The organism is Sphingomonas sp. P3_C6 (assembly GCF_056402595.1).
Map to the genome: position 1 here is coordinate 62999 of NZ_JBFUHB010000014.1, position 25791 is coordinate 88789.

Here is a 25791-nt window from a genome sequence, read left to right on the forward strand (position 1 = left end):
GGGAGGGGAGCAAGATGAAACGCACGCATCTTCCTCTCAACGGCATGCGCGTGCTCGACGCGGCCGCGCGGCATTTGTCCTTCACCCGCGCCGCCGACGAACTCGCCGTCACCCCGGCGGCGGTCGGCCAGCAGATCCGCGCGCTTGAGGACACGCTGGGCGTCGTCCTGTTCCGCCGCACCACCAAGGGCCTGGAACTGACGCCTGAAGGCGAGGCCGGCCTTGCCGCGCTCCGTCATGGGTTCCTCCAGTTCGAGGAGGCGGTGCGCGCCATGCAGGCGGGGCAGACCTCAAAATCGCTGACCATCGCCGCGCCGCGCGACCTGACCGAGAAATGGCTGATGTCGCGCCTCGCCGACATCGCGCGCGTCGATGGCGAGCTTCGCTTCGTGCTGGTCTCTGCCGACGACGATATCGATTTCACCGAAGCCAATCTCGATCTCGCGATCCGCTGGGGCGATGGTCCCGGCGAGCATGAGGGCGAGGCGCTCGAGTCCGAAGGCATGGTGACGATCGAACGCCCCGGTGGCGGCATCGACACCCGCATCTCCTGGCCGGGTTGTGTCAACGATCCCGACGTCTCGCTGGTCCGCGTGGGCGATGCCGGCCTCGCGATCGATGCGGCCGCGCAGGGGCTTGGCCGGGCGACCGTGCCGGAACTGCTCGCCTCGGGCGACATCGCGTCGGGTCGGGTGGTCTTGGTCGGTGACGCACGTCCTTCCACTCTCGGCTATTGGCTCGTCGCGCCGCTGCCGCAATGGCGCCAGAAAAAGGTCAAGGCGCTGGTCGACGCGCTGACGGCATGAGCGAAACCTTCTCGAGCGAACGTCTCGTGATGCGCCCGCAGGGCATCGAGGATGCCGAAGCGATGCACGAGGCATATCGCGACGAGAAGGTCATGCGATACTGGTCGAGCGGCCCGCATGTCGATCTGGACGAGACACGCGCCTATCTTGCCCCGCGGATCGATAAGCCCGATTGGCGAGGCTGGACGATCACCCTGGCCGACACTGGCGAGGTGATCGGAACGCTTGCCGCCGGCGCACGACGCCCAGGGCTGAGCGAAATCGGCTATTTGGTCATCCGCCGCCATTGGGGCCGCGGCTATGCCCGCGAGGCGGTCGGCCGGCTGCTCGATCTGCTGTTTCGGGAAGAGGGGCATCGCCGGGTGATGGCCGACACCGACCCGGACAATGCCGGGTCGAATGGTCTGCTGACCCGACTGGGCTTCACCCTGGAGGGGCGACTGCGCGGCGAGTGGGAAACGCATATCGGCGTACGCGACAGCCTGATCTGGGGCCTGCTCGCAGAGGAGTGGAAGAACAGATGAGCAAGCCGGATTTGACCGACCCCATCGCGCGTGCCGCCTATCGACGCGAGCTGCAGAATGTCGCCAAGCCGCTGCGCTATACCGGTGTGGCGTTTGCGCTGCTTGGGGCGTTGCTGGCCATTGCTCGCAGCAAATGGGCGCCGCAGATGCCGTCAGCCATTCCGATGGCCGCGCTCGCGCTGGGAGTGCTCAACATGCTCGCCGCGATCGCGATCCGCACTCGCTATCATCAGCAGCGGATGAAGAGTGATGTGACCTCCAGGGAACCCTGATCAGGCGTCGATCGCGTCCTCGTCCATCCGCGCGGCATTCTCCTGGATGAAGGCGAAGCGGTGTGCCGGGTTGTTGCCCATCAGCCGGTCGACCAGATCCTTCACCACTGCGCGCTCCTCATATTCCTGGGGCAGGGTGATCCGCAGCATGCTGCGGGTCTTCGGGTCCATCGTGGTTTCGCGAAGCTGCATCGGGTTCATCTCGCCAAGACCCTTGAAGCGGGCGACCTCGACCTTCTTGCCCTTGAACTCCTTCGCCTCGATCGACGCGCGGTGCGCGTCGTCCATGGCGTAGAGGCTCTTGGTGCCCGCGGTCAGGCGGTAGAGCGGCGGCTGGGCGAGATAGAGGTGCCCGCGCCGGACAAGCTCCGGCATCTCCTGGAAGAAGAAGGTCATCAGCAGCGTCGCGATATGCGCGCCGTCCACGTCTGCGTCGGTCATGATGACGATACGTTCGTAGCGCAGATTGTCGGGCACGCAGTCCTTGCGCGTACCGCAGCCAAGCGCCTGGATCAGGTCGGCGATCTCCAGATTGGCCAGGATCTTTGCCGAGGTGGCCGAGGCGACGTTCAGGATCTTGCCGCGGATCGGCAGAATCGCCTGGGTCTTGCGGTCACGTGCCTGCTTGGCCGAACCGCCGGCCGAATCGCCTTCGACGATGAAGATCTCGGTGCCTTTGGGGTCGTCCGCCGAGCAATCGGTCAGCTTGCCCGGCAGGCGCAGTTTACGCGCTGAGGTCGCGGTCTTGCGCTTGACCTCGCGCTCCTGCTTGCGGCGCAGGCGTTCGTCCATCCGCTCCAGCACATAGCCGAGCAGCGCCTTGCCCCGCTCCATGTTGTTGCTGAGGAAATGGTCGAAATGGTCGCGCACCGCCTTTTCGACGAGCACTGCGGCCTCGGGCGACGTCAGTCGGTCCTTGGTCTGGCTCTGGAATTGCGGATCGCGGATGAAGACGGAGAGCATCAGTTCACTGCCGGTCATCACGTCCTCGGCCGCGATTTCCTTGGCCTTTTTCTGACCGACGAGATCGCCGAACGCGCGGATGCCCTTGACCAGCGCCGCACGCAGCCCGGCCTCATGCGTGCCTCCATCGGGTGTCGGGATGGTGTTGCAATACCAGCTATATGATCCGTCGCTCCACAGCGGCCAGGCGACGGCCCATTCGACGCGGCCCTTCGATTCGGCGAATTCCTGGTTGCCGGTGAAGAAGTCAGCCGTGGCGCATTCGCGCCCGCCGATCTGCTCGCGCAGGTGATCGGCAAGCCCTCCGGGGAACTGGAACACTGCTTCTGGTGGGGTATCGTCGCTGATCAGCTCGGGCGTGCATTTCCACCGAATCTCGACGCCGGCGAAGAGATAGGCCTTGGAGCGGGCGAGCTTGTAGAGCCGCGCTGGCTTGAAGTGCATCTCCGGCCCGAAAATCTCCTCGTCGGGCACGAAGCTGACCGAAGTGCCGCGCCGGTTGGGTGTGCCGCCCAGCGATTCGAGCGGACCCAGGGTGACGCCGCGCGAGAAGCGCTGGCGGAACAGCTCCTTGTTGCGCGCGACCTCGATCGTCGTGTCAGACGACAGGGCGTTGACCACGCTGACGCCGACACCATGCAGACCTCCCGACGTCGCATAGGCCTTGCCGTCGAACTTGCCGCCCGAATGGAGCGTGGAGAGAATGACCTCAAGCGCCGACTTGCCCGGGAACTTTGGATGCGGATCGACCGGGATGCCGCGGCCATTGTCGACGATGGTCAGCCGGTTGCCGGGTTCGAGCGTCACTTCGATGCGTGTCGCATGGCCGGCGACGGCCTCGTCCATCGCATTGTCGAGTACCTCGGCAGCGAGATGGTGCAGCGCGCGCTCGTCGGTGCCGCCGATATACATGCCGGGTCTGCGCCGGACGGGTTCGAGCCCTTCTAGCACCTCGATCGAGGAGGCGTCGTAATCGGTGGAAGTTTTGGATGAGGAAGCGAAAAGGTCTTCGGCCATTGGCAAGCTATACGTGGGCGGGAGTCGGAGGTGCAAGGCCTGCGGCGTTGTCGACAGGGCCGATTGCGCTAGGGTGACGGCCATGACGATCGCGGCACGGCTGGCTTATGGCGAAACGCTTGGCGACCGCGTGATGAAGGTCGATCACGCCGGCGAGCACGGCGCGATCTGCATCTATCGTGCGCAACGCTGGATGGCGCGGTGGCGTGCGCCCGAGATGGTAGCCGAAATCGACAGCTTCCTGCGGCACGAGCGCCGCCATCGCGACATCTTCGGTGCCGAGCTGGCACGGCGGGGGCGGGGGCGCTGCCGCAGCTTCCTCGCCTGCGGACTCGGCGGCTTCGTGCTGGGCGGGGTGACTGGGCTGCTTGGCCGCCAGGCGATCGCGGCGACGACGCTTGCCATCGAAACGGTCATGCTGCGGCATATGTGCGAACAAATCGCGACGCTCGAGGGTGTCGATCCACAGGCGGTTACCGCGCTTCGCGACGTCATCGCCGAAGAACAGGCACATCAAGAAGAACAGGCACATCAAGATGCGTCCGAGTCGCGTCTCGGATCCGACACGACCTGGTCGGCTATCCTTAACCCGGTGATCACCGCCTCGACCGAGACGGTGATCTGGATGGGCATGCGGCTGTAGGATCAGCGAACGCGCGGACCGCCAAAGGGCAGAGGCGGCGGGGGACGGCGATCGCGGCGCGGGAGCTGCGCCTGATAGGCGTGGCCGCAATGCGCGACACAGTAGGGGAAACCTGGGTTCACCTTGTCGCCGCAGAAATGGAAGTCGGGCTCACCGGGATGGCCGAGCGGCCATTTGCAGATCTTGTCGTTGAGATCGAGCAGGGTGGTCTTGCCCGCCATGTCGGCGGAAGGCTTTGCCGGCACGAGGCGGCGCGGCGGGGCCGGGGTGATCGGCGCCTGTTGCTCGCCAGGAGCCTGGCGGAGGAAGCCGCCGGGGCCGACCGAGCGAAGGATCGGTTGCGGGGCCGCAACCGGGGCAGCGACGGTCTCGACATCGTCGCTATCGTCGTCCCCATCCTCTTCCTCGATCTCGACCTTGGCGGCGATCGGTGCTGGGGCAGGAGTGGGCTGGGGCGCGCGCTCCGGCGCCTTGGGTGGTGCGGGTTTCGGCTCAGGCGCGGCGGCAGAAGCTGCAGCGGCGGCGGCGGCCTTATCGGGCTCGTTCGGCTTCACCGGCGACGGACGCGACTGAAGGCCGAGGCGATGCGCCTTGCCGATCACGGCGTTGCGGCTGACGCCGCCCAGCTCTTCCGCGATCTGGCTGGCGGTCTGGCCAGCTTCCCACATCTTCCTCAGCGTATCGATTCGCTCGTCAGTCCAGGCCATCTTTATTCCTCAAGTCACACGTGCCGGGTTGCGGGCGGCGGCGGCAGCTATTAGCGCGTCCGCAATGAGCAGCCAGCCCCCAATCGGCGAAATCCAGTCGGCGGTGATGAACGCCCCCGGCGTTCCCGTCATCAGAAACGTCAATTGGGGCGGTCTTCGAACGCTCTATATCAAGGAGGTGCGCCGTTTCTTCAAGGTGCAGCTTCAAACGGTATGGGCACCGGCGATCACGACCCTGCTCTTTTTGATCATTTTCACTGTCGCGACGGGCGGAAAACGTCCGGTTCATGTCGGCGGAGTCGATGTGCCCTTCGCGGATTTCATTGCGCCAGGCCTGATCATGATGGGCATGTTGCAGAATGCCTTCGCCAATGCGAGCTTCTCCCTGCTGGTCGGAAAGATCCAGGGCACGATCGTCGATTATCTCATGCCCCCGCTCTCGACCTCTGAATTGCTCGTTGCGATGGTCGGCGGCGCGGTGACGCGTGCCTTTTGTGTTGGACTGACGGTGTGGCTGGCGATGGCGCTGTGGCCCGGCGTGCATGTCACGCCCGTGCATCCGCTCGCGATCCTGTGGTTCGGGCTGCTCGGCGCCGTGTTCCTGTCGCTGATCGGCATCCTCACCTCGATCTGGGCCGAGAAGTTCGACCATGCGGCGGCGGTGCAGAATTTCTTCATCGCGCCGCTGACCCTGTTGTCGGGCACCTTCTATTCGGTCGATCACCTTGCCCCTGCGTTCCGTGCTTTCAGCCACGGCAACCCGTTCTTCTACATCATCTCGGGTTTCCGATACGGCTTCCTCGGCACTGCCGACTCGCCAGTGATGGTGGGCAGCATCGCTATCCTGGTGCTTGACGTGGCGCTCGCCTTGCTGTGCTACCGTCTATTGCGCAGCGGCTGGAAGCTGAAGAACTAGGGCTTCAGACCCAGCCCTCGAGCACCTGGTCGGGCGGACGGTGGCCGTCGGCCCACATGCGGATATTGGCGATTACCTTCTCGCCCATCGCCATGCGACCCTCATAGGTAGCGGAACCCATATGCGGGATCAGCATGACGTTTGTCAGCGCCAGCATGCGCGGGTCGATCTCGGGCTCGAATTTCCATACGTCGAGACCGGCACCGGCCAGGCGGCCATTCTCCAGAGCATCGATCAGCGCCTCCTCGTCGACGATGCCGCCGCGGGCCGTGTTCACGATGCAGGCGGTCGGTCGCATAAGGCGGAGCCGCCGCGCATCGATCATGTTCTCGCTGTCGGCATTGCGCGGGGTATGGATCGTCAGGATGTCGATCGCGCCGAGCAGGCTGTCGAGCGTGTCGTGCCAGATCGCGCCATATTCGGCCTCGACCGACGCAGGCAGGCGCTGGCGGTTGTGATAATGGATCGACAGACCGAAAGCGCGCGCGCGTGCCGCGACTGCCCTGCCGATGCGCCCCATGCCAACGATGCCGAGCGTTTTGCCGCCGATGCGATGGCCGAGCATGCCGCTGGGCGACCAGCCGTTCCAACGGCCGTCACGCACCAGTCTCTCGCCCTCGGCGAGCCGGCGCGGTACCGAGAGAATTAGCGCCATGGTGACATCGGCAGTGTCCTGGGTCAGCACGCCAGGCGTGTTGGTTACGACGATGCCTCGCGCCCGCGCCGCCCTCAGATCGATATGGTTCACGCCCGCGCCGAAATTGGCGATCAGCTTCAGTCGCTCGCCGGCACCCTCGATCAGCGACTCGTCGATCGCGTCGGTGACGGTGGGCACGAACACGTCGCAGTCGGCCATCGCGTCGGCGAGCCGGGCGCGGTCCATCGGCGCATCCCCACGGTTGTTCGTGGTGTCGAACAATTGCTCCATTCGCTCCATCACCGTGTCGGGAAGTTCGCGGGTGACGATGACCTTCGGGGTCCGGGAGCGTCTCGTTTCGGGCATATATCCGGCTTGGCGAAGCCTCTTGCCCCCGTCAACGGTGGTTGAAGCCCGTCGCTCAAAGCGGGTAGATGAATCGCGATCACGGGAAGGCCAGTATATGCGTTTGGGGACAAAAATCATGCTTGCGGCAGCCGCCGCCGGACTGACCATTTCAACGGTCGCGCCGGCACTCGCCGCGCTGATCCAGAAAAAGCCTCCGTATTTCGCCTCGATCTCTGCCAGCAAGGCGCGGATGCGCACCGGACCGGGCAAGACCTATCCGGCAAGCTGGCTCTATCAGCGCGCAGGCCTGCCGATCAGGGTGATCGACATCTATGATCGCGGTGCCTGGCTGAAGGTGGAGGATCCGAGTGGAACACAAGGCTGGATGCTCGGCTCGCTGATCAGCGAGACCCGCACCGGGGTAGTGACGGGGACCATCGGCGAACTGCGCGATTCGCCGCGTTATGGCGGCCGGGTCGTGTGGCGGGTCGAGCCCGGTGTGGTCGGGCGCCTGAGCAAATGCGTGCGAGGCTGGTGTTTCCTGGACGTACGCGGGCAGGGCGGTTTCATCGAGGCGAGCCATCTCTGGGGCGTGGCGCCTGACGAGACGTTGAGCTGAGCCCCGGCATGCGTATCGTTCGTGACGACCTGACGCATCCCGACGTCATCGCGCTGCTCGAATTCCACCTGCGCTCCGCCTTCGACAATTCGCCGCCGGGCAGTGTCTTCGCGCTCGACCTGACCGGGTTGCGCGATCCGGCCGTAACTCTGTGGTCGGCCTGGGATGACGAGGATCTGCTCGGCCTCGGCGCGCTGAAGCGACTCGATGCGGATCATGGTGAGCTGAAATCGATGCGCACCGCACCGGCGCATCTGCGCAAGGGCGTGGCGGCCGCAATGCTCGATCATCTCGTCGCAGAGGGCAGGGCACGCGGTTACCGGCGGCTAAGCCTCGAGACAGGCTCGAACGAGCCCTTCGCGCCGGCGCGTGCACTCTATGAACGCGCTGGCTTTCTGCCGTGTGGGCCGTTCGCCGATTATACCGACGGCGATTTCAGCCGCTATTATCGGCTGGACCTTTAGGCGGTCAGGCCGACCGGCAAGGTGCCCCTTCGTTTATCCGGCACTGAGAAAGAAGCCGGAGAGATCCTCCCGCATCGTCTTCAATAGCGCGGCAATTGCGACGGCTGAATCGGGGAGACGCGTCACGCTGTTGGAAATGTCATGAGGGTTGCTGACATATTTGCCGAACATTGTGCAGAATCTCGTACAATGTTCAGCTTTAGCACGAGCAGCGCGGGTTAGTTCATCAGCTCCACGGCCATCGCGGTAGCCTCGCCGCCGCCGATGCAGAGTGAGGCGACGCCACGCTTGCCGCCCGTGGTCTGCAGCGCCGAGAGCAGGGTCGCGAGCACGCGTGCGCCCGAGGCGCCGATCGGATGGCCAAGTGCACAGGCGCCGCCATGGATATTCAGCCGATCGTGGCTGATGGCGAGGTCGCGCATCGCGATCATCGCAACCACGGCGAAGGCCTCGTTGACCTCGAACAGATCGACCTCGTCCGCCGACCAGCCGGCCTTGTCCAGCACCTTGCGCATTGCGAAGACCGGGGCGGTGGTGAATAGCGATGGCGCATGGGCATGCGCGCCGTGTGCGACGATGCGCGCGATGGGATCGAGGCCGAGCTTTTCGGCGATCGAGGCACGGGTGAGTACCAGTGCCGCAGCGCCGTCCGAGATCGACGAGGCATTGGCGGCGGTGATCGTGCCGTCCTTCGAGAAGGCGGGCCGCAGCGTCGGAATCTTCGCCGGATCGCCCTTGGCGGGCTGCTCGTCGATCGTGACCTGGGCCGGGCCCTTGCGGCCGGCGATCTCGATCGGCACGATCTCCCGGTCGAATGCGCCGGAGCGCTGCGCCTTCTGTGCGCGCTCGAGCGAGGCGATGGCGAAATCGTCCTGCTGGGTGCGGGTGAACTGATAGTCGGCCGCCGTATCCTCGGCGAAATTGCCCATCAGCTTGCCGGGTTCATAAGCATCTTCGAGGCCGTCGAGATACATGTGGTCCATCAGCCGGTCATGGCCGATGCGCGCGCCGCCGCGGTGGCGCAGCGAGAGATAAGGGGCGTTCGTCATGCTCTCCATGCCGCCGGCGACGATCAGGTCGGCCGAGCCGGCCGCCAGTGCTTCACACGCCATGATCGCGGCCTGCATGCCCGATCCGCACATCTTGTTGACCGTGGTCGCTTCGATATGGTTCGGCAGGCCGGCCTTCAGCGCCGCCTGGCGCGCCGGGGCCTGGCCGAGACCGGCCGGCAGCACGCAGCCCATATAAATCCGCTCGATCGCCTCTCCCGAAAGTCCCGCACGCTCCACGGCGCCCCCGACTGCGGTCGCGCCGAGCTCGGTCGCGGTCGCGCCGGCGAGCGCCCCCTGGAAGCTGCCCATTGGGGTGCGGGCGTAGGACAGGATGACGATCGGATCGGCGGACATGGGGTGGCTCCGGATGGGAGAAGGTGCAGGCGATCTAGGCCGGGACGTAGGCGATTACAAACGGATGCCGTGCAGCGCGGCACTGCGGTTTTGCAGGACGGGTAGGTCACGAAGGCGTCTTGTTGCACTGTGCGCAAAAACCGTGGCACCTGGATCTCTGGGGATCGGAGCACCGCGTGGCAGACCCCGACGAAGTCGGAGATAAGGTCGTGGCTGGGGCTCAGGCGGGACTGGTCTCGGTCTTGAAGAAGCGCTCGATCACGCCCTGTGCGATGCGGGCCGGGCGCTGGGTCTTGGCGTCGATGCAGCACCAGCTCGACTTCACTTCGGCGAGCACCTCCTCGCCGCGCTTGATGATCGTCTCATAGAAAGCGCGGGCACCCTGGACCTTCTCGAGCAAGACGGTGGCGATCACATCGTCTTCGAGAAAGGTCGGCTTGCGATAGGTGATCTCATGCTTCAGCGCGACCCAGAGATGGCCTGACACGGCCTCGGCCGGCGCAAAGCGCTGCCAATGGTTTATCACTGCTTCCTGAACCCATTTCAGGTAGCTCGCATTGTTCACGTGCCCCATGAAATCGATGTCGGCCGCATCTATGGCGATGGCGTAGCTGTGCGAGGCAAATTCTGGTTCGGACATAGTATTGCTCTTAACGTAAACGGCAAGTTTTGGCGAGGGGCAAGCAGGGGCATCCGCCGCAATCCGTCGCATCGCAACTTCGGCATGACGCGGGCGAGGCGGCAGCGTATCGCGGTGCCATGGAAATGCTGATCAATGCCCTCAAATGGTTCGCGTCGGGCAGCGGCATGATCGCAGCCGCGATGGTCTCGTTCGATCTGGGGCGGAAGGTCACCGGCTGGGGATTCGTGATCTTCGTCGCCTCGTCGATCGCCTGGATCGCTGGTTCCGTGCTGACCCATGATTTCGCGCTCGGCACGCAGAATGTCGTGCTGTTCGGGATCAATCTGTTCGGTGTCTATCGCTATCTCGTACGCAAGAAGCCCAATGGTTGAGTCCTGGGTCTGGCCGGTCGTGCTCGGTATACTCGGCGCAGTGATCGGCAGCTTCCTCGCCACGCTGGTGATCCGCTGGCCGCAGGATCGTTCCGTGCTGAAAGGCCGATCGCATTGCGACGGCTGCGATGTGGTACTCGGCCCGCGCGACCTGATCCCGCTGGTCAGCGCCGCGATGGCGCGGGGGCGTTGCCGGCATTGTGCCGCGCCGATCGACCCGTTGCACTGGCAGATCGAGCTTACCGCGCTCGGCATCGGGGTGATCGCGGGGCTGGTGGTTCCGGGGCCGGCTGCTCTGGCCGGCTCGGTGTTCGGCTGGCTACTGCTTACGCTCGCTGCGCTCGATATTACGGAATTTTGGCTGCCTGATCCGCTGACACTCACCCTGGCGCTTGCCGGCCTGGTCGCGGGCGTCGCGGGAATTGATCCGCCGCTGGTCGATCGACTGATCGGCGGCGCTGCCGGTTTCGGCTCGCTCTGGCTGATCGGCTTCGCGTACAAAAGACTGCGCGGCCGCGAAGGGCTGGGCGGGGGCGATCCCAAGCTGCTCTGCGCTATTGGGCTGTGGCTTGGCTGGCGTATGCTGCCGTCGGTGTTACTGCTCGCCGCGCTGACCGGCCTCGCCTTCGTTCTGGTCGGAATGCTGCGTGGCCGCGCCGCGAAGCTGGACGATCGGATGCCGTTCGGCGCCCTGCTCGCGATCGCCGCTTACCCGGCATGGCTGTTCCTGTTAGGGTCGGGAGGATGAAGCTTTTCGCGATCCTGCAGGTACTGCTCGCCGGCGCCGCTTCCGCCCAGACACCGCCGCCGGCCGCGATCGATGGCCTGCCGATCGGCGCGATCCCGACCCAGGCCTTGCCGACTAAGGGCTGTGCCGCCTTTCTGTGGACCGCAAGCGGCACCCGCGCCCTGGTCGCGATGGCCGGAGCTGACCCGGCGCAGCTTCGCCTGTCGGTCGGCGGGACGCTGACCGATCTGCCGCGTACCGAAGAACATGAGCCAGGCGGCTACGGTTTTGCCGGCACAACCCAATATCGGGCGGGCGACGTGACCGCGGTGCTGACCATGTCGATCGCGACTCGCGGCGACCTGAAGGACGGCGCCTCGGTGCCGGAAGCGACACTCAGGATCGACCGGACGGGTCAGGATAGCATAGTGGTACCGGTGGCCGGCCTGATCGGTTGCGCCGCATAGAATAGTCACGCCACAGGGCGGGCAGGGGAGAGAGACGATGGCGACGATGCAGGAAATCCTCAAGAGCCAGCGCGAGGCGTTCATGGCCGAACTGCCGGTGTCGATCGCGGTCCGCAAGGACCGGCTGAAGCGTGCAGCCGCGATGATCAGCGACAATGCCGGGAAATTCTGCGACGCGCTGAGCGAGGATTTCGGGCATCGCAGCCGCGAGCAATCGATGCTGACCGATATCGCCAGCTCGATCACGCCGATTCATCACGCGCTGAAATCGGTCGAGAAATGGGCGCGGCCGGAAAAGCGCCCGGTGCTGTTCCCGCTCGGCCTGCTCGGAGCCAAGGCGTGGATCGAATATCAGCCCAAGGGAGTGGTCGGTGTGATCGCGCCGTGGAATTTCCCGGTGAATCTCGTCATGTCGCCGCTGGCCGGTGTGCTTGCTGCGGGCAACCGGGCGATGGTGAAGACGAGCGAGTACACGCCCCGCGTCGCCGCCCTGTTCGAGGAGATCGTGGGCGACTATTTCGCGGCCGATGAACTCGCCTTTGTCTCGGGCGGGCCGGACGTTGGCAAGGCATTCGCCGAACTCCCGTTCGATCATCTGATCTTCACCGGCGCGACCGCTGTCGGGAAGCACATCCTGCACGCGGCGGCCGACAATCTCACGCCGGTGACGCTCGAGCTTGGCGGCAAGTCGCCGGTGATCATCGGCAAGTCGGCCGATCTGACAAAGGCGACCGAGCGTGTGGCGCTCGGCAAGATGCTGAACGCCGGACAGATTTGCCTGGCACCCGATTACATGCTCGTCGAGGCGGCGCAGGAGGCCGAGGTGGTGAGCGGGCTGAAGGCCGCGGCTACGGCGATGTATCCGACCCTGCTCTCCAATCCCGACTACACCTCGGTCATCAATGACCGGCATTTCGCGCGGCTCAACGGCCTGCTCGACGATGCCCGCGCCAAGGGAGCGAAGGTCGAGACGGTCAATCCGGCGAACGAGGATTTCGGCGCGTCCAACGCGCGCAAGATGCCGCTGCACATCGTCACCGACGTGACCGACGACATGGCGGTCATGCAGGAGGAGATCTTCGGCCCGATCCTGCCGGTGCGCCGCTATGACGGGATCGGCGACGCGATCGCCCAGGTGAACCGCCGCGACCGGCCGCTCGGGCTCTATTATTTCGGTAGTGACGAAGGGGAGCGCCGGCAGGTGCTCGACCGGACCATCGCGGGGGGCGTGACGCTGGACGATGTGATTTTCCATATCAGCATGGAGGATCTGCCGTTCGGCGGGGTCGGGCCTTCGGGCATGGGGGCCTATCACGGGCTCGACGGCTTCCGGACGTTCAGTCACGCCAAGAGCGTGTACAAGCAGGTGAGGCTGGATGTGGCAAAGATCGCCGGGCTCAAGCCGCCTTATGGCAAGGCAACGATGAAGGCGGTTGCGCGGCAGATGAAGGGGTAGGAGCCTCTCAGGCCGTCATACCGGACTTGTTACTGTATCCACCGTTCCGAAATCTTCCGCCTTCAGCTTCGTAGCGCCGTCACCCCACAACAAGTCGGGGTGACGAAGAAGATGGCTGTCAGTTCCTCAACGCCGCGCATCGCCTTTCCAGCCAAAGGCGTTCGGCGTGCTCCGGTCCGAGTCGCAGTGCCGATTCATAGGCCTCATGCGCCGCATCGTTCAGGCCGATCCGCCCGAGAAGATCGGCGTGATATGGCAGGAAGTCCGCTAGGCCAGGCGCGTCCAGCGCATCGACTTCTTCCAGCGCCGTCTGCGGCCCCGCAATCTCGGCGAGCGCGACCGCGCGGTTAAGCCGGGTGATGGCATCGTCGCGTAGCGCGAGCAGCGCGTCGTACAGGACGACCACCGAACGCCATGGGGCCGGCTCGTCCAGCGACAGCCGCGCGCACCATTCCGCGTGGACGAGCGCTTGCAGGGTGCGCCGTCCAGGCGGTCCGGCGCGAAGTGCGCGGGCGAGGTAGGGCCGAGCCTCGGTGATCATCGCCTTTTCCCACGTCACGGGATTCTGCCGGTCGAGCGGCACCATCACCCCGTCGGCATCAACCCGCGCCGGCCGCCGTGCCTCGGCGAAGCGCACCGTTGCAGCCAGCGCCAGCACCTCGGGCTCGTTCGGCGCCAGTCTGGCCAGCGTCGCGGTGATGCCCAGCACCTCCCGAGCATAGCCAGCATGCCGGCCGCTGCCCCCGCCATCCTCATGTGCCTTGGCATAGGCGATCTCGATCGTGCTCAGCACGGCGTCGAGCCGGACCGGCCAGGCCTCCGGGCCGGGCACTTCGAAGGGTACGCCGGCCGCGGCGATCTTGTTCTTTGCGCGCACCAGCCGTTGCGCCAGCGTCGGTTCGGGCAGGAGGAAGGCGCGGGCGATTTCCGATGTCGAGAGGCCGCAGACCAGCTTGAGCGTCAGTGCCGCACGCGCTTCGGGCTGGATGGCGGGGTGGCAGCAGATAAAGATCAGCCGCAGCCGCTCGTCCGGGATGAGCCTGGTGTCGGCCATCAGTTCCTCCTCGGGGCTCGGCTGCTGCTCGGGGTCCGGCAGGGTGGCGCCCGTGCGCACGGCGCGGCGCCGGACCATGTCGAGCGCGGCACGGTCGGCGACGCGGTATAGCCAGGCGGCCGGATCGCGCGGCGTCTCGCTTGTCCAGGCCGTCGCGGCACGGGCGCAGGCCTCGGCAAAGGCCTCCTCGGCGATGTCGAGGTCACGAAACCGGGCCGCCAGCGCGGCACGCACCCGCGCGCCATGATCGCGCGCGGCCCGGTCGAGCGATGGGCTCAATCCATCCCGCCGAGCACCGGCCGGATCTCGATCGAGCCATCTGCATGGAGCGGTAGCTTCTTTGCGATGGCGATCGCCGCATCGAGATCGGGTGCGTCGATCAGGTAGAAGCCGCCAAGCTGCTCCTTGGTTTCGGCGAACGGGCCGTCATGGATGGTTTGCGCGCCGGAACGGGTGACGATCGTGGTCGCGGCATTGGTCGGGTGAAGGCCGGCGCCGCCCTTGCGCGCGTCGCCGAGATCGTCGCCGAACGCCATGTGGCGCTGAACGATCTCCATCACGGCGGGACTATCATGCTCCTCGCCGTAGACCGTCTCGTCCTCATAGATCAGGAGCATGTACTGCATCGGTCGGTCCTCCATCTGCGATCGCACGATGCGATCGTATAGCGGAGACGGGCGAGGGGCGGGGGATTCGACAGCGGTCGAAATTTATTTCGATGGCTTGCCTCACCCTTCTGCTTCCTCGGCGAAGGCCGGGGTCCAGTTGGGGGCGATTCTGACCGGTGTTGCGCTTCGTTTTATCCACCTTTCCAACTGGGCCCCGGCCTTCGCCGGGGAAGGGAAAGAATGGAGGATCAGTCTGACGAGGTTTCTCCGAACACCCGCCCGACATGCATTTCGCCGCGTGCCTCGGCCAAGCGCTCCTGGCGGTGGCGTTCGGCATAGCTTGCGCGCTGCGCTTCATCGCGAGAATCGTGGCAGGTGGGGCAGCTCACACCCTCGACATAGTGCGGTGAGGCCTGGTCCCCTGTGCTCACCGGCATGCGGCAGGCGTGACACAGGGCGTGCGTGCCGAGTTCCAGTCCGTGCTTCACCGACACGCGCTGGTCGAAGACGAAGCATTCGCCTTCCCAGCGGCTCCGCTCAGCAGGGACTTGCTCCAGATATTTCAGGATGCCGCCTTCGAGATGATAGACCTCGTCCAGCCCCTCGGCCTTGAGAAAGGCTGTCGCCTTCTCGCAGCGGATGCCGCCGGTACAGAACATCGCGATCTTGGGCGCGGTCTCGAATTCTTCGCGGTGCGCGCGGAACCAGGCGGGGAAGTCGCGGAAGCTGTGGGTCTTGGGGTCGATCGCGCCGGTGAAACTGCCGATCGCCACTTCATAATCGTTGCGCGTATCGATCAGGATCGTACCGGGCGCCTCGATCAGCGCATTCCACTCGGCCGGCGGGACATAGTGGCCGACGTCCTCGAGCGGATCGATATCGGGCTCGCCCATCGTGACGATCTCGCGCTTGAGGCGGACCTTCAGGCGGTGGAACGGCATCTTTTCCGCATGGCTGTCCTTCACCTCGATATCGGTGCAACCCGGCAGGGTGCGGATATGGGCCAGCACCCGGTCGATCGCGTCCGGCGCGCCGGCGATGGTGCCGTTGATTCCTTCGCCAGCGAGCAGGATCGTGCCGCGGACCCCATTCTCCTCGCACAGGCGCTCCAGCGGTACGCGCAACGCCGCCGGGTCGGGGAAGCGGGCGAAGCGGTAAAGAGCGGTCACGCGAAGAGGGGGATGGTCGGTCATGCGCGGTCCGCTAGAGTATCCCTGCCCCTCACGTCAAAATCCGGTCCCTATTGCGCGGCGGCCTGATGGTCACCACTCTCTGCGATCCGGGAGAATGCTCATGACGAAGGACAGTGCATGCAGGATGATCTCCCCGAGGGTGGCCGTGACCGCACGCTGAATCGACTGGTGGCGATGACGGTGGTCATCCTCTCGGTCTTCATGGCGGTGGCGAACATCAAGGACGACAATCTGGTCCAGGGGATGCAACTCGCAAAGAGCGATGCAATCGATACCTGGTCTGAATATCAGGCGACCCGTACCAAGGCGCATATCGTCGAGACGGCAAAGGCCCAGATGACGGTGATCGCCGGGGCGACTCCGTCACCGGCCGCCCGTGCGGCGCTGGTCTCGATGGATGCCGAGCTCGGGAAATATGCGGCCGAGACGCCGCGGCTGAAGGCGAAGGCCGAGGCGAACGATGCGCAATATGACGCGCTGAACGTCCATGACGATCAGTTCGACATGTGCGACGCGCTGATCTCGATCGCGGTATCGCTGGCGGCGGTCGCCGCGCTGGCCGAGACCCGGTGGCTGCTGTTCGCCGCCTGGGGCTTTGGCGGGTTCGGATTGCTCATGGGCATTGCCGGTTTTGCCGGCTGGGCGATCCATCCCAACGCGCTGGCGAGTTTTCTCAGCTGAGTGCTGCCCAGCGCCCGGCGAACGCTGCGCATTCGGTTTCGGTCAGATGCAGGCCGATCTTGCTGCGGCGCATCAGCGCGTCCTCGGGCGTGCGGGCCCATTCGCGGCTCTTCATCCAGCGCGCCTCGATCTCGGTCAGGCCGCCGCCGAGATCGGCGCCCATGCCGGCCTCGTCGGTCACGCCGTGCAGCATGTCGGCCAGCATCGTGCCATAGGCATGCGCCATGCGTTCCGAGCGAGTCTGGCCGAGAAAGGGCCAGGTCGTGCGGACCTGCGCCAGGAACAGCGCGAAGTCGGGAATGGCGCCGCCCGGAAAGACCCGGGCGCGGGTCACCGGATGGGCCGACAGGCCAAGCGATTCGGCGAGCCTGCCCATCGCCTCTTCGGCCAGATGTCGCGCGGTGGTGATCTTGCCGCCGAACACACTGAGCAGGGCAGGGCCTTCTGTGTCGAGTTCCAGCACATAGTCGCGGGTGACTGCCTTCGCCTCGCTCGCACCGTCGTCGTAGAGCGGGCGGACTCCCGACCAGCTCGACGTCACGTCGGCGGGACTGATCTTTTTTACGAAATGGCTGTTGGCCGCCTCGCAAAGATAGGTGATCTCGTCCTCGCTGATCGTCGCATCCTCCGGGTTCTCGACCGGAATGTCGGTGGTGCCGATCTCGGTGAAAGCGCCCTGATAGGGAATGGCGAAGACGATTCGGCGGTCGGAAAGCTGCAGGATATAGGCGTGGTCGCCCTCATAGAGCTTCGGCACGACGATATGGCTGCCCTTGACCAGCCGCACGTCGCTCTTTGCGCTGACACCCAGATCGTCGAGCATCCGGTGGACCCAGGGGCCGGCGGCATTGACGACGGCACGGGCGGTGATCTCGCGCCCATCAGAGAGTTTTGCCAGCCAGACCTCGCCATCGCGCCGCGCCGACTCGAGCGCGACGCCGACAGCGATTTCGGCGCCATTGTCGGCGGCGTCGATCGCATTGAGCACGGTCAGGCGCGAATCATCGACGGCGGCGTCGGAATAGACGAAGCCCCGGTTGCCGCCCTTGAGCGGCGCCGAATAGGCCATGTCGCCGGCACGTAGCCCGCGTGAGCGGGGCAGGGACATCTTCCCGCCGAGCATGTCGTAGAGATAGAGGCCGATCCGGATCATCCACCAGGGCCGCACCGAATTCTCCTGCGGCAGCACGAACAGCAGCGGACGGATGATGTGCGGCGCGGCGTGGATCAGCCGCTCGCGCTCGCGTAACGCCTCGGCGACCAGCTTGAAGTCGTAATATTCGAGATAGCGCAGCCCGCCATGGATCAGCTTGGTCGAGGCCGAGGAGGTATGGCCGGCGAGATCGTCGCGCTCTACCAGCAGGACCTTGAGACCGAGCAGGGAGGCTTCACGCGCGATCGCACAGCCATTGATGCCGCCGCCGATGATAAGGAGATCATACGTCACGCCCATCTCCTAACCCTTCGAGTCGAGCGAAGTCGAGACACGCTTCCACGGCATAGCGTCTCGACCTGGCTCTGCGCGAGCAGGTCTGTGGACGTCCATGTTCCAAGCGCCTCGCTCGGGCGCCATTGACCACCCCCGAGTCGGCTTGTATAGGCGCCGCTGCTCCGACGGGACCGTACCTGTCGGGACAAGCTTGAACATTGCTGGATGCATTCCAGGACCCGGGGGGTCGAAAGTCCACCCAGCGGTCCTTTTTGTATTCCCGAGCGTCATGGCTCCAGCAAAGTAACCACAGTCTAAGGTGAAGAGATTCATGCCGACGATCAACCAGCTGGTCCGCAAGGGCCGCGACCCGCAGAAGGCCAAGTCCAAGGTCCCTGCAATGGAGCAGAACCCGCAGAAGCGTGGCGTCTGCACCCGCGTCTACACGACGACTCCGAAGAAGCCGAACTCGGCTCTGCGCAAGGTTGCCAAGGTCCGCCTGACCAACCAGCGCGAAGTCATMAGCTACATCCCCGGCGAGGGGCACAACCTCCAGGAGCACTCCGTGGTGCTGATCCGTGGCGGCCGCGTTCGCGACCTTCCCGGCGTCCGCTATCACGTTCTCCGCGGCGTGCTCGATACGCAGGGTGTGAAGGATCGCCGCCAGTCGCGTTCCAAGTACGGCGCTAAGCGTCCGAAGTAAGCCGGTCGGCTCCACCCTGTTCATACAGGTGCTGGAGCTTCCGACCCCCAGGGCTGAAGTTTAGAAGGAAAAACCAATGGCACGTCGTCGTCGTCCCGAAAAGCGGGTCATCCTGCCTGATCCCCAATATGGTGATGAGGTTCTCTCCAAGTTCATGAACAGCGTCATGCTGGACGGCAAGAAGTCCGTCGCCGAACTGATCGTCTATGGTGCCCTCTCGACCGTCGAGCAGCGCGCGAAGAAGGATCCGATCGGCGTGTTTCACGAGGCGCTCGCCAATGTGAAGCCGGGCATCGAAGTCCGTTCGCGCCGCGTCGGTGGTGCGACCTATCAGGTTCCCGTCGAAGTGCGTCCCGAGCGCGCCCAGGCGCTGGCGATCCGCTGGCTGATCAACGCTGCGCGCGCGCGGTCCGAGAACACCATGTCGGCCCGTCTGTCGGGCGAACTGCTCGACGCGTCGAATAACCGTGGCAACGCGGTGAAGAAGCGCGAAGACACCCATCGTATGGCTGAAGCGAACCGCGCCTTCAGCCACTACCGCTGGTAATAAAACCTCCTATATCGTGAAGGCCGGGGACGATCCCCGGCCTCCTACATCGCTCAAGGAAACGATCATGGCCCGCAGCCATCCGCTCGACATGTACCGCAATATCGGCATCATGGCGCACATCGACGCCGGCAAGACGACGACGACCGAGCGTATCCTCTACTACACCGGCAAGTCCTACAAGATCGGCGAGGTCCATGAGGGCACCGCGACGATGGACTGGATGGAGCAGGAGCAGGAGCGCGGGATCACGATCACGTCGGCTGCAACGACGTGCTTCTGGAACGACCATCGCATCAACATCATCGACACCCCCGGCCACGTCGACTTCACGATTGAAGTCGAGCGTTCGCTGCGCGTGCTCGACGGTGCTGTCGCCTGCTTCGACGGCGTTGCCGGTGTCGAGCCGCAGTCCGAGACCGTGTGGCGTCAGGCCGAGAAGTATCACGTCCCGCGGATGTGCTTCGTCAACAAGCTCGACCGCACCGGCGCGAACTTCGATCGCTGCGTGCAGATGATCAAGGATCGCCTGGGCGCGCGTCCGGCGGTGCTGTATCTTCCGATCGGCCTTGAGGGTGATTTCAAGGGCCTCGTCGATCTCGTCGAGAACCGCGCGATCATCTGGCTCGAAGAGTCGCTGGGCGCGAAGTTCGAATATCGCGACATTCCCGCCGATCTGGCCGATGCTGCTGCGACCGCTCGTTCCGAACTGATCGAGATGGCCGTCGAGCAGGACGACGACATCATGGAGCAGTATCTCGAGGGCAACGAGCCCGACGTCGCGACGCTGAAGAAGCTGATCCGCAAGGGCACGCTGAACTTCTCGTTCGTGCCGGTGCTGTGCGGCTCCGCGTTCAAGAACAAGGGCGTTCAGCCCCTGCTCGACGCGGTCGTCGACTATCTGCCGTCGCCGCTGGACATCAAGGACGTCGAAGGTCTGAAGATCGACGGCGTAACCCCGGACACGCGTCCGCCGACCGACGATGCGCCGTTCTCGGCGCTGGCGTTCAAGATCATGAACGATCCCTTCGTCGGTACGCTGACGTTCGCACGCATCTATTCGGGCAAGCTCGAAACCGCGTCGATGGTGGTCAACTCGGTCAAGGACAAGAAGGAAAAGGTTGGCCGCATGCTGCTGATGCATGCGAACGACCGTGAGGACATCCAGGTGGCCTATGCCGGCGACATCGTCGCTCTGGCGGGCCTCAAGGATACCACGACCGGTGATACGCTGTGCGCGGCGAACGCTCCGATCATCCTGGAGCGGATGGAGTTCCCGGATCCCGTCATCGAGGTCGCGGTGGAGCCGAAGACGAAGGCCGACCAGGAGAAGATGGGCATCGCGCTCAATCGTCTCGCTCGCGAGGATCCTTCGTTCCGCGTGACGTCCGACGTCGAGAGTGGCCAGACCATCATCAAGGGGATGGGCGAGCTCCATCTCGAGATCCTGGTCGACCGCATGCGTCGCGAGTTCAAGGTCGAGGCAAATGTCGGCGCGCCGCAGGTGGCGTATCGCGAATATCTCGCAAAGCCGATCGAAATGTCCTACACCCACAAGAAGCAGTCGGGTGGTTCGGGTCAGTTCGCCGAGATCAAGATCAAGGTCATTCCTGGCGAGCGTGGCTCGGGCTTCGTGTTCTCCGACCAGATCAAGGGCGGTAACGTTCCGAAGGAATATATCCCTTCGGTCGAGAAGGGCATGCGGGAGACCGCCGAGACGGGGTCGCTGATCGGTTTCCCGATCATCGATTTCGAAGTGCAGCTGATCGACGGTAAATACCATGACGTCGATTCGTCGGCACTGGCGTTCGAAATCTGCGCCCGTGGTGCGATGCGTGAAGCGGCCCAGAAGGCCGGCATCAAGCTGCTGGAGCCGATCATGAAGGTCGAGGTCGTGACGCCCGAGGATTATCTCGGTGACGTCATCGGCGATCTCAACAGCCGCCGTGGTCAGATCCAGGGCACCGACAGCCGCGGTAACGCTACGGCAGTCGAGGCAGTCGTGCCGCTGGCGAACATGTTCGGCTATGTGAACCAGCTCCGCTCGTTCAGCCAGGGCCGCGCACAATACTCGATGCAGTTCTCGCATTACGACGAGGTTCCTGCCAACGTTGCCGACGAAGTGAAGGCGAAGCTGGCGTAATCTGAAATCAGTCGCTAAAGGGCCGCGTCCGCGCGGCTCCGCAGCGACCCCGGAATTTGAATAAGAAGAGGCGAAAATGGCAAAAGCAAAGTTTGAGCGGACGAAGCCGCATCTCAACATCGGCACCATCGGTCACGTCGACCATGGCAAGACGTCGCTGACGGCCGCGATCACCAAGGTGCTCGCCGAGACCGGTGGCGCCACCTTCACGAGCTACGACAACATCGACAAGGCGCCGGAAGAGCGCGAGCGTGGCATCACGATCTCGACCGCCCACGTCGAGTACGAGACGGCTGCGCGCCACTATGCGCACGTCGATTGCCCGGGCCACGCCGATTATGTGAAGAACATGATCACCGGCGCAGCCCAGATGGACGGCGCGATCCTGGTCGTGTCCGCCACCGACGGCCCGATGCCGCAGACCCGCGAGCACATCCTGCTCGCTCGTCAGGTCGGCGTGCCGGCGATGGTCGTGTTCATGAACAAGGTCGACCTGGTCGACGACGCCGAGATCCTCGAGCTGGTCGAGCTGGAAATCCGCGAGCTGCTCAGCTCGTACGACTTCCCGGGCGATGACATCCCCGTGATCCCGGGTTCGGCCGTTGCCGCGCTCACCGACAAGACGCCTGAGATCGGCCATGACGCCGTCCTCAAGCTGATGCAGGCTGTCGACGAGTACATCCCGCAGCCGGAGCGTCCGCTCGACAAGCCGTTCATGATGCCGATCGAGGACGTGTTCTCGATCTCGGGTCGCGGCACCGTCGTCACCGGCCGCGTCGAGACCGGCATCGTCAAGGTTGGCGAGGAAGTCGAGATCGTCGGCATCCACGACACCCGCAAGACCACCGTCACGGGCGTCGAAATGTTCCGCAAGCTGCTCGACCAGGGCCAGGCAGGCGACAACGTCGGTGCGCTGATCCGTGGTGTTGCGCGCGACGAAGTCGAGCGTGGCCAGGTTCTCTGCAAGCCGGGCTCGATCAAGCCGCACACCGACTTCCAGTCGGAAGTGTACGTGCTGTCGAAGGACGAAGGTGGCCGTCACACGCCGTTCTTCGCCAATTATCGTCCGCAGTTCTACTTCCGTACCACGGACGTGACCGGCACCGTCGAGCTGCCTGAGGGCACCGAGATGGTCATGCCGGGCGACAACATCGCTCTGGGCGTCAAGCTCATTGCGCCGATCGCCATGGACGTGGGCCAGCGCTTCACCATTCGCGAGGGCGGTCGTACCGTCGGCGCAGGGGTTGTCAGCGGCATCTCGAAGTAATATAGACGCGCCTCCGCCCGATTCTCCGCTCTTGCAGCGGAGAGTCGGGCGGTTGCTATTTTAGTGAACAACCAAGAGTCGTCGTACAGACGGCCCGCTCTTTCGCATCGGTAGGGTTATGGAAACGCAGAATATTCGGATTCGTCTGAAGGCATTCGATCATCGTGTGCTCGATCAGGCAACCGGCGACATCGCCGACACTGCTCGCCGCACTGGCGCTCTTATTCGCGGTCCTATCCCTCTTCCGACGCGCATCGAGAAGTTCACGGTTAACCGCGGACCGCACATCGACAAGAAGTCGCGTGAGCAGTTCGAAGTCCGTACCTACAAGCGGATGCTGGACATCGTTCAGCCGACCCCGCAGACGGTAGACGCGCTTATGAAGCTCGATCTTGCCGCGGGTGTAGACGTGGAGATCAAGCTGGCCTAAAGGCCGCGCTCCAAACGAGATTCGGCTCCACTGCGGTGGAGCCTGAGTAGGGATACCGCCGAGCCCTCTTTTTCGAAAGATGTGGCCCGGGCCCGAGTCCCCCGTCACGCCCAGCTAGCTGGGCACCAGCCCGGGACGGGGCGACTTCTACAATTTGGGCTGACACGCCCGTCGGAAATGGTTCCGGCGGGCCTCTGTAATGGGAGCAAGGATCATGCGCACTGGCGTGATCGCGAAGAAAATGGGGATGACCCGCTTGTTCCAGGACGATGGGCGCCATGTGCCCGTGACCGTTCTGGCACTGGAAAATCTGCAGGTAGTGGCCGTTCGCGAGGCCGACCGTGATGGTTATACCGCTGTCCAGCTTGGTGCTGGCACCGCCAAGGCGAAGAATGTCGCCAAGCCGCAGCGCGGCCACTTCGGCAAGGCTGAAGTTGAGCCCAAGGCGAAGGTTGCCGAATTCCGCGTCTCCGACGACGCCGTGCTCGAAGTGGGCGCCGAGATTTCGGCTGACCATTATGTCGCCGGCCAGATCGTCGACATCCAGGGCGTCACCCAGGGTAAGGGTTTCGCGGGCGGCATGAAGCGTTGGGGCTTCGGCGGTCTGCGCGCCACCCACGGCGTGTCCGTCTCGCACCGTTCGCTCGGTTCGACCGGTCAGCGTCAGGATCCGGGCAAGGTCTTCAAGAACAAGAAGATGGCCGGCCAGATGGGTGACAAGAACCGCACCCAGCAGAATCTCGAAATCGTATCGACTGACGTCGAGCGTGGCCTGATCTTCGTGAAGGGCTCCGTGCCCGGCTCGAAGGGTGGCTGGCTGCTCGTCAAGGACGCCGTCAAGGTCGCCCGTCACGCCGATGCGCCGTACCCGGCCGGCCTGAAGGCCGCCGCGAACAGCAACTCCGCTCCCGCCGAGACGCCCGCCGAAGAGACGGCCGCTCCGGAAGCGACCGAAGGCCAGGAGGGCTGAACATGAAGGTCACTATTCAGTCCTTCGACGCAAAGGCGAAAGCCGGCGATATCGAGCTCAACGACGAGGTCTTCGGCCTCGACCCGCGCGCCGACATCCTGCACCGCGTCGTTACCTGGCAGCTCGAGAAGCGTCGTGCCACCGCACGCGGCACTCGCGAGCGCGCCGACGTTGCCCGTACCGGCAAGAAGTTCGGTCGTCAGAAGGGCGGCGGTACCGCTCGTCACGGCGATCGCCGCGCTCCCACCTTCGTTGGTGGTGGTAAGGCTCACGGCGCTCGCGTCCGTGATTTCAACCCGTCGTTGAACAAGAAGATCCGGGCACTCGGCCTGCGCATGGCTCTCAGCAGCCACGCCAAGGCCGGCTCGCTGGTCGTGATGGACAGCCTGGCAGTGGCCGAGAGCAAGACCAAGACGCTGATCGCGGATTGGGCGAAGCTCGGCCTCGGCAAGACGGCACTGGTGATCGATGGTGACATGGTCGAGACGAGCTTCGCGCTCGCCGCGGGCAATCTCCACGAGATCAACGTGCTGCCGGCCGCCGGCGCCAACGTTTACGACATCCTGAAGCATGACACGCTGGTGCTGACGCGCTCCGCTGTCGAAAAGCTGGAGGCGCGCTTCAATGGCTAAGAAGCAGAAAGCCGAGATCGACGTCCGTCATTATGACGTGATCGTCGCTCCGCACATCACCGAGAAGGCGACCCTGCTCAGCGAGCAGAACGCCGTTGTGTTCAAGGTCGCCGGCGACGCGACCAAGCCCGAGATCAAGGCGGCCGTCGAGGCGCTTTTCTCGGTCAAGGTCACCGGCGTGAACACGATTGTCCAGAAGGGCAAGACGAAGAAGTGGAAGGGCGTTCCCTACACGCGCTCCGACATCAAGAAGGCGATTGTGACGCTGGCTGACGGCCAGTCGATCGATGTGACGACGGGAATCCAGTAATGGCACTTAAGCATTACAACCCGACCAGCCCGGCACGACGCGGTCTTATCCTCGTCGACCGCAGCGGTCTGCACAAGGGCGGCCCGATCAAGGCGCTGACCGAAGGCAAGCGCAAGACTGGCGGCCGCAACAACAAGGGCCATGTCACCTCGCGCGGCATCGCCGGCGGTCACAAGCAGCGCTATCGTATGATCGACTTCAAGCGTCGCAAGTGGGACGTGGACGGTACGGTCGAGCGGATCGAATATGATCCCAACCGCACCGCGTTCATCGCCCTGATCAAGTATCCGGACGAAGAGCTCGCCTACATCATCGCGCCGCAGCGCCTCGCCGTCGGCGACAAGGTTGTTGCCGGCAAGAAGACCGACGTGAAGCCTGGCAATGCCATGGAACTCGGTCAGATGCCGGTCGGCACGATCGTCCACAACGTCGAGATGAAGCCCGGCAAGGGTGGTCAGCTCGCACGTTCGGCCGGCACCTATGTGCAGGTCGTAGGTCGCGACAAGGGCATGGTGATGGTCCGCCTCAACTCGGGCGAGCAGCGCTATATCCACTCGAACTGCATGGCGACCGTCGGTGCGGTGTCCAACCCGGACAACGGCAACACCAACCTCGCCAAGGCCGGCCGCAACCGTTGGCTGGGCAAGCGCCCGCTGACCCGCGGCGTCGCCAAGAACCCGGTCGACCATCCGCACGGCGGTGGTGAAGGCCGGACCTCGGGCGGCCGTCATCCGGTCACCCCGTGGGGCAAGCCGACCAAGGGTGCTCGCACCCGTCACAACAAGGCGACCGACAAGATGATCATCCGGTCGCGTCACGCGAAGAAGAAGGGCTAACC

The 25791-nt window shown here is 64.4% G+C and carries 30 protein-coding genes; 21 read left to right on the forward strand and 9 right to left on the reverse strand.

What is annotated here, in order from left to right:
* Positions 1-14: 14 nt before the first annotated feature.
* The 3 genes from AC1DT7_RS14495 to AC1DT7_RS14505 are packed head-to-tail and all read left to right on the forward strand — an operon-like array spanning position 15 to position 1602.
* The gene (locus AC1DT7_RS14495; protein WP_478036744.1) at positions 15-806 is read left to right on the forward strand and encodes a LysR family transcriptional regulator; all 792 of its coding nucleotides are present in this window, start codon (positions 15-17) and stop codon (positions 804-806) included.
* Positions 803-1330, forward strand: coding sequence for a GNAT family N-acetyltransferase (locus AC1DT7_RS14500; RefSeq protein WP_478036745.1), 528 nt, complete (start codon positions 803-805; stop codon positions 1328-1330). The genes AC1DT7_RS14495 and AC1DT7_RS14500 overlap by 4 nt, the downstream gene beginning before the upstream one ends.
* Positions 1327-1602 carry a hypothetical protein gene (locus AC1DT7_RS14505; RefSeq protein ID WP_478036746.1) on the forward strand — a complete coding sequence of 92 codons (276 nt, stop codon included), beginning with the start codon at positions 1327-1329 and terminating at the stop codon, positions 1600-1602. Before AC1DT7_RS14500 ends, AC1DT7_RS14505 begins: the two co-directional genes overlap by 4 nt.
* On the opposite strand, the gene parE is transcribed toward AC1DT7_RS14505, so the two are convergent.
* The gene (parE, locus tag AC1DT7_RS14510; protein WP_478036747.1) at positions 1603-3582 is read right to left on the reverse strand and encodes a DNA topoisomerase IV subunit B; all 1980 of its coding nucleotides are present in this window, start codon (positions 3580-3582) and stop codon (positions 1603-1605) included. It abuts the gene before it with no gap.
* Positions 3583-3664: 82 nt separating this feature from the next.
* On the opposite strand from parE, the gene AC1DT7_RS14515 reads away from it, so the two are divergent.
* Positions 3665-4225 (forward strand): demethoxyubiquinone hydroxylase family protein, encoded by a 561-nt coding sequence (locus AC1DT7_RS14515; protein WP_478036748.1) that lies wholly within the window; start codon positions 3665-3667, stop codon positions 4223-4225.
* A gap of 2 nt (positions 4226-4227) precedes the next feature.
* On the opposite strand, the gene AC1DT7_RS14520 is transcribed toward AC1DT7_RS14515, so the two are convergent.
* On the reverse strand, positions 4228-4932 hold the full coding sequence (locus AC1DT7_RS14520) for a GcrA family cell cycle regulator (protein WP_478036749.1): 705 nt from the start codon (positions 4930-4932) through the stop codon (positions 4228-4230).
* Positions 4933-4996: 64 nt separating this feature from the next.
* On the opposite strand from AC1DT7_RS14520, the gene AC1DT7_RS14525 reads away from it, so the two are divergent.
* Positions 4997-5848: an ABC transporter permease gene (locus tag AC1DT7_RS14525; protein ID WP_478036750.1), complete on the forward strand. Its 852-nt coding sequence runs from the start codon at positions 4997-4999 to the stop codon at positions 5846-5848.
* Between the two features lie 4 nt (positions 5849-5852).
* Here the strand turns inward: AC1DT7_RS14525 and AC1DT7_RS14530 are convergent, their stop codons facing one another.
* Complete coding sequence (locus AC1DT7_RS14530) at positions 5853-6851, reverse strand: 2-hydroxyacid dehydrogenase (RefSeq protein ID WP_478036751.1); 999 nt, start codon at positions 6849-6851, stop codon at positions 5853-5855.
* A gap of 118 nt (positions 6852-6969) precedes the next feature.
* Here AC1DT7_RS14530 and AC1DT7_RS14535 point away from each other — a divergent pair, with 118 nt between their 5' ends.
* Both AC1DT7_RS14535 and AC1DT7_RS14540 read left to right on the forward strand, forming a co-directional pair.
* Positions 6970-7452, forward strand: coding sequence for an SH3 domain-containing protein (locus AC1DT7_RS14535; RefSeq protein WP_478036752.1), 483 nt, complete (start codon positions 6970-6972; stop codon positions 7450-7452).
* Positions 7453-7460: 8 nt separating this feature from the next.
* Positions 7461-7916, forward strand: a complete 456-nt coding sequence (locus tag AC1DT7_RS14540; RefSeq protein ID WP_478036753.1) for a GNAT family N-acetyltransferase — start codon at positions 7461-7463, stop codon at positions 7914-7916.
* A gap of 218 nt (positions 7917-8134) precedes the next feature.
* On the opposite strand, the gene AC1DT7_RS14545 is transcribed toward AC1DT7_RS14540, so the two are convergent.
* Both AC1DT7_RS14545 and AC1DT7_RS14550 read right to left on the reverse strand, forming a co-directional pair.
* Positions 8135-9322: an acetyl-CoA C-acyltransferase gene (locus tag AC1DT7_RS14545; RefSeq protein ID WP_478036754.1), complete on the reverse strand. Its 1188-nt coding sequence runs from the start codon at positions 9320-9322 to the stop codon at positions 8135-8137.
* Between the two features lie 220 nt (positions 9323-9542).
* Entirely contained in the window at positions 9543-9962 is a 420-nt protein-coding gene (locus AC1DT7_RS14550) for an acyl-CoA thioesterase (protein WP_478036755.1), read from the reverse strand.
* Between the two features lie 119 nt (positions 9963-10081).
* On the opposite strand from AC1DT7_RS14550, the gene AC1DT7_RS14555 reads away from it, so the two are divergent.
* Genes AC1DT7_RS14555 through AC1DT7_RS14570 form a run of 4 tightly spaced genes read left to right on the forward strand, consistent with a single transcriptional unit; the run spans position 10082 to position 12986 of the window.
* Complete coding sequence (locus tag AC1DT7_RS14555) at positions 10082-10336, forward strand: hypothetical protein (protein ID WP_478036756.1); 255 nt, start codon at positions 10082-10084, stop codon at positions 10334-10336.
* Positions 10329-11084, forward strand: a complete 756-nt coding sequence (locus AC1DT7_RS14560; protein ID WP_478036757.1) for a prepilin peptidase — start codon at positions 10329-10331, stop codon at positions 11082-11084. The genes AC1DT7_RS14555 and AC1DT7_RS14560 overlap by 8 nt, the downstream gene beginning before the upstream one ends.
* Positions 11081-11530 (forward strand): hypothetical protein, encoded by a 450-nt coding sequence (locus tag AC1DT7_RS14565; RefSeq protein WP_478036758.1) that lies wholly within the window; start codon positions 11081-11083, stop codon positions 11528-11530. Before AC1DT7_RS14560 ends, AC1DT7_RS14565 begins: the two co-directional genes overlap by 4 nt.
* A 37-nt stretch (positions 11531-11567) precedes the next feature.
* Positions 11568-12986: a coniferyl aldehyde dehydrogenase gene (locus AC1DT7_RS14570; RefSeq protein WP_478036759.1), complete on the forward strand. Its 1419-nt coding sequence runs from the start codon at positions 11568-11570 to the stop codon at positions 12984-12986.
* Positions 12987-13104: 118 nt separating this feature from the next.
* Here the strand turns inward: AC1DT7_RS14570 and AC1DT7_RS14575 are convergent, their stop codons facing one another.
* The 3 genes from AC1DT7_RS14575 to trhO all read right to left on the reverse strand — a co-directional run bounded on the left by AC1DT7_RS14575 (position 13105) and on the right by trhO (position 15841).
* On the reverse strand, positions 13105-14319 hold the full coding sequence (locus AC1DT7_RS14575) for an RNA polymerase sigma factor (RefSeq protein ID WP_478036760.1): 1215 nt from the start codon (positions 14317-14319) through the stop codon (positions 13105-13107).
* The gene (locus AC1DT7_RS14580) at positions 14316-14666 is read right to left on the reverse strand and encodes a YciI family protein (protein WP_478036761.1); all 351 of its coding nucleotides are present in this window, start codon (positions 14664-14666) and stop codon (positions 14316-14318) included. Before AC1DT7_RS14580 ends, AC1DT7_RS14575 begins: the two co-directional genes overlap by 4 nt.
* A gap of 230 nt (positions 14667-14896) precedes the next feature.
* The gene (gene trhO, locus AC1DT7_RS14585) at positions 14897-15841 is read right to left on the reverse strand and encodes an oxygen-dependent tRNA uridine(34) hydroxylase TrhO (RefSeq protein WP_478036762.1); all 945 of its coding nucleotides are present in this window, start codon (positions 15839-15841) and stop codon (positions 14897-14899) included.
* 117 nt (positions 15842-15958) lie between these two features.
* Here trhO and AC1DT7_RS14590 point away from each other — a divergent pair, with 117 nt between their 5' ends.
* Positions 15959-16522 (forward strand): DUF4337 domain-containing protein, encoded by a 564-nt coding sequence (locus AC1DT7_RS14590; RefSeq protein ID WP_478036763.1) that lies wholly within the window; start codon positions 15959-15961, stop codon positions 16520-16522.
* Here the strand turns inward: AC1DT7_RS14590 and glpD are convergent.
* Complete coding sequence (gene glpD, locus AC1DT7_RS14595) at positions 16515-17975, reverse strand: glycerol-3-phosphate dehydrogenase (RefSeq protein ID WP_478036764.1); 1461 nt, start codon at positions 17973-17975, stop codon at positions 16515-16517. The two genes, AC1DT7_RS14590 and glpD, sit on opposite strands and share 8 nt — an antisense overlap.
* 307 nt (positions 17976-18282) lie before the next feature.
* On the opposite strand from glpD, the gene rpsL reads away from it, so the two are divergent.
* The 9 genes from rpsL to rplB all read left to right on the forward strand — a co-directional run bounded on the left by rpsL (position 18283) and on the right by rplB (position 25789).
* Positions 18283-18654 (forward strand): 30S ribosomal protein S12, encoded by a 372-nt coding sequence (gene rpsL, locus AC1DT7_RS14600; protein WP_019516007.1) that lies wholly within the window; start codon positions 18283-18285, stop codon positions 18652-18654.
* 76 nt (positions 18655-18730) lie between these two features.
* Positions 18731-19201, forward strand: a complete 471-nt coding sequence (gene rpsG / locus AC1DT7_RS14605) for a 30S ribosomal protein S7 (protein WP_478036765.1) — start codon at positions 18731-18733, stop codon at positions 19199-19201.
* A 67-nt stretch (positions 19202-19268) separates the two neighbouring features.
* Positions 19269-21344: an elongation factor G gene (gene fusA, locus AC1DT7_RS14610; protein ID WP_478036766.1), complete on the forward strand. Its 2076-nt coding sequence runs from the start codon at positions 19269-19271 to the stop codon at positions 21342-21344.
* A 76-nt stretch (positions 21345-21420) separates the two neighbouring features.
* Positions 21421-22611: an elongation factor Tu gene (tuf, locus tag AC1DT7_RS14615; RefSeq protein WP_478036767.1), complete on the forward strand. Its 1191-nt coding sequence runs from the start codon at positions 21421-21423 to the stop codon at positions 22609-22611.
* A 118-nt stretch (positions 22612-22729) separates the two neighbouring features.
* Positions 22730-23041, forward strand: a complete 312-nt coding sequence (rpsJ, locus tag AC1DT7_RS14620) for a 30S ribosomal protein S10 (RefSeq protein WP_034161642.1) — start codon at positions 22730-22732, stop codon at positions 23039-23041.
* A 214-nt stretch (positions 23042-23255) separates the two neighbouring features.
* On the forward strand, positions 23256-24011 hold the full coding sequence (gene rplC / locus AC1DT7_RS14625; RefSeq protein WP_478036768.1) for a 50S ribosomal protein L3: 756 nt from the start codon (positions 23256-23258) through the stop codon (positions 24009-24011).
* A gap of 2 nt (positions 24012-24013) precedes the next feature.
* A complete protein-coding gene (gene rplD / locus AC1DT7_RS14630) occupies positions 24014-24643 on the forward strand; it encodes a 50S ribosomal protein L4 (protein WP_478036769.1) in 630 nt (209 codons plus the stop codon).
* Positions 24636-24953: a 50S ribosomal protein L23 gene (locus tag AC1DT7_RS14635; protein WP_478036770.1), complete on the forward strand. Its 318-nt coding sequence runs from the start codon at positions 24636-24638 to the stop codon at positions 24951-24953. Before rplD ends, AC1DT7_RS14635 begins: the two co-directional genes overlap by 8 nt.
* Positions 24953-25789, forward strand: a complete 837-nt coding sequence (rplB, locus tag AC1DT7_RS14640; protein WP_478036771.1) for a 50S ribosomal protein L2 — start codon at positions 24953-24955, stop codon at positions 25787-25789. The genes AC1DT7_RS14635 and rplB overlap by 1 nt, the downstream gene beginning before the upstream one ends.
* Positions 25790-25791: the final 2 nt, after the last annotated feature.

What these genes read in the sequence shown, in the direction of transcription:
- AC1DT7_RS14495 (WP_478036744.1), top strand. Translation starts at nt 15, where the DNA reads ATGAAACGCACGCATCTTCCTCTCAACGGCATGCGCGTGCTCGACGCG.
- AC1DT7_RS14500 (WP_478036745.1), top strand. Translation starts at nt 803, where the DNA reads ATGAGCGAAACCTTCTCGAGCGAACGTCTCGTGATGCGCCCGCAGGGC.
- AC1DT7_RS14505 (WP_478036746.1), top strand. Translation starts at nt 1,327, where the DNA reads ATGAGCAAGCCGGATTTGACCGACCCCATCGCGCGTGCCGCCTATCGA.
- parE (WP_478036747.1), bottom strand. Translation starts at nt 3,582, where the DNA reads ATGGCCGAAGACCTTTTCGCTTCCTCATCCAAAACTTCCACCGATTAC.
- AC1DT7_RS14515 (WP_478036748.1), top strand. Translation starts at nt 3,665, where the DNA reads ATGACGATCGCGGCACGGCTGGCTTATGGCGAAACGCTTGGCGACCGC.
- AC1DT7_RS14520 (WP_478036749.1), bottom strand. Translation starts at nt 4,932, where the DNA reads ATGGCCTGGACTGACGAGCGAATCGATACGCTGAGGAAGATGTGGGAA.
- AC1DT7_RS14525 (WP_478036750.1), top strand. Translation starts at nt 4,997, where the DNA reads ATGAGCAGCCAGCCCCCAATCGGCGAAATCCAGTCGGCGGTGATGAAC.
- AC1DT7_RS14530 (WP_478036751.1), bottom strand. Translation starts at nt 6,851, where the DNA reads ATGCCCGAAACGAGACGCTCCCGGACCCCGAAGGTCATCGTCACCCGC.
- AC1DT7_RS14535 (WP_478036752.1), top strand. Translation starts at nt 6,970, where the DNA reads ATGCTTGCGGCAGCCGCCGCCGGACTGACCATTTCAACGGTCGCGCCG.
- AC1DT7_RS14540 (WP_478036753.1), top strand. Translation starts at nt 7,461, where the DNA reads ATGCGTATCGTTCGTGACGACCTGACGCATCCCGACGTCATCGCGCTG.
- AC1DT7_RS14545 (WP_478036754.1), bottom strand. Translation starts at nt 9,322, where the DNA reads ATGTCCGCCGATCCGATCGTCATCCTGTCCTACGCCCGCACCCCAATG.
- AC1DT7_RS14550 (WP_478036755.1), bottom strand. Translation starts at nt 9,962, where the DNA reads ATGTCCGAACCAGAATTTGCCTCGCACAGCTACGCCATCGCCATAGAT.
- AC1DT7_RS14555 (WP_478036756.1), top strand. Translation starts at nt 10,082, where the DNA reads ATGGAAATGCTGATCAATGCCCTCAAATGGTTCGCGTCGGGCAGCGGC.
- AC1DT7_RS14560 (WP_478036757.1), top strand. Translation starts at nt 10,329, where the DNA reads ATGGTTGAGTCCTGGGTCTGGCCGGTCGTGCTCGGTATACTCGGCGCA.
- AC1DT7_RS14565 (WP_478036758.1), top strand. Translation starts at nt 11,081, where the DNA reads ATGAAGCTTTTCGCGATCCTGCAGGTACTGCTCGCCGGCGCCGCTTCC.
- AC1DT7_RS14570 (WP_478036759.1), top strand. Translation starts at nt 11,568, where the DNA reads ATGGCGACGATGCAGGAAATCCTCAAGAGCCAGCGCGAGGCGTTCATG.
- AC1DT7_RS14580 (WP_478036761.1), bottom strand. Translation starts at nt 14,666, where the DNA reads ATGCAGTACATGCTCCTGATCTATGAGGACGAGACGGTCTACGGCGAG.
- trhO (WP_478036762.1), bottom strand. Translation starts at nt 15,841, where the DNA reads ATGACCGACCATCCCCCTCTTCGCGTGACCGCTCTTTACCGCTTCGCC.
- AC1DT7_RS14590 (WP_478036763.1), top strand. Translation starts at nt 15,959, where the DNA reads ATGCAGGATGATCTCCCCGAGGGTGGCCGTGACCGCACGCTGAATCGA.
- glpD (WP_478036764.1), bottom strand. Translation starts at nt 17,975, where the DNA reads ATGGGCGTGACGTATGATCTCCTTATCATCGGCGGCGGCATCAATGGC.
- rpsG (WP_478036765.1), top strand. Translation starts at nt 18,731, where the DNA reads ATGGCACGTCGTCGTCGTCCCGAAAAGCGGGTCATCCTGCCTGATCCC.
- fusA (WP_478036766.1), top strand. Translation starts at nt 19,269, where the DNA reads ATGGCCCGCAGCCATCCGCTCGACATGTACCGCAATATCGGCATCATG.
- tuf (WP_478036767.1), top strand. Translation starts at nt 21,421, where the DNA reads ATGGCAAAAGCAAAGTTTGAGCGGACGAAGCCGCATCTCAACATCGGC.
- rpsJ (WP_034161642.1), top strand. Translation starts at nt 22,730, where the DNA reads ATGGAAACGCAGAATATTCGGATTCGTCTGAAGGCATTCGATCATCGT.
- rplC (WP_478036768.1), top strand. Translation starts at nt 23,256, where the DNA reads ATGCGCACTGGCGTGATCGCGAAGAAAATGGGGATGACCCGCTTGTTC.
- rplD (WP_478036769.1), top strand. Translation starts at nt 24,014, where the DNA reads ATGAAGGTCACTATTCAGTCCTTCGACGCAAAGGCGAAAGCCGGCGAT.
- AC1DT7_RS14635 (WP_478036770.1), top strand. Translation starts at nt 24,636, where the DNA reads ATGGCTAAGAAGCAGAAAGCCGAGATCGACGTCCGTCATTATGACGTG.
- rplB (WP_478036771.1), top strand. Translation starts at nt 24,953, where the DNA reads ATGGCACTTAAGCATTACAACCCGACCAGCCCGGCACGACGCGGTCTT.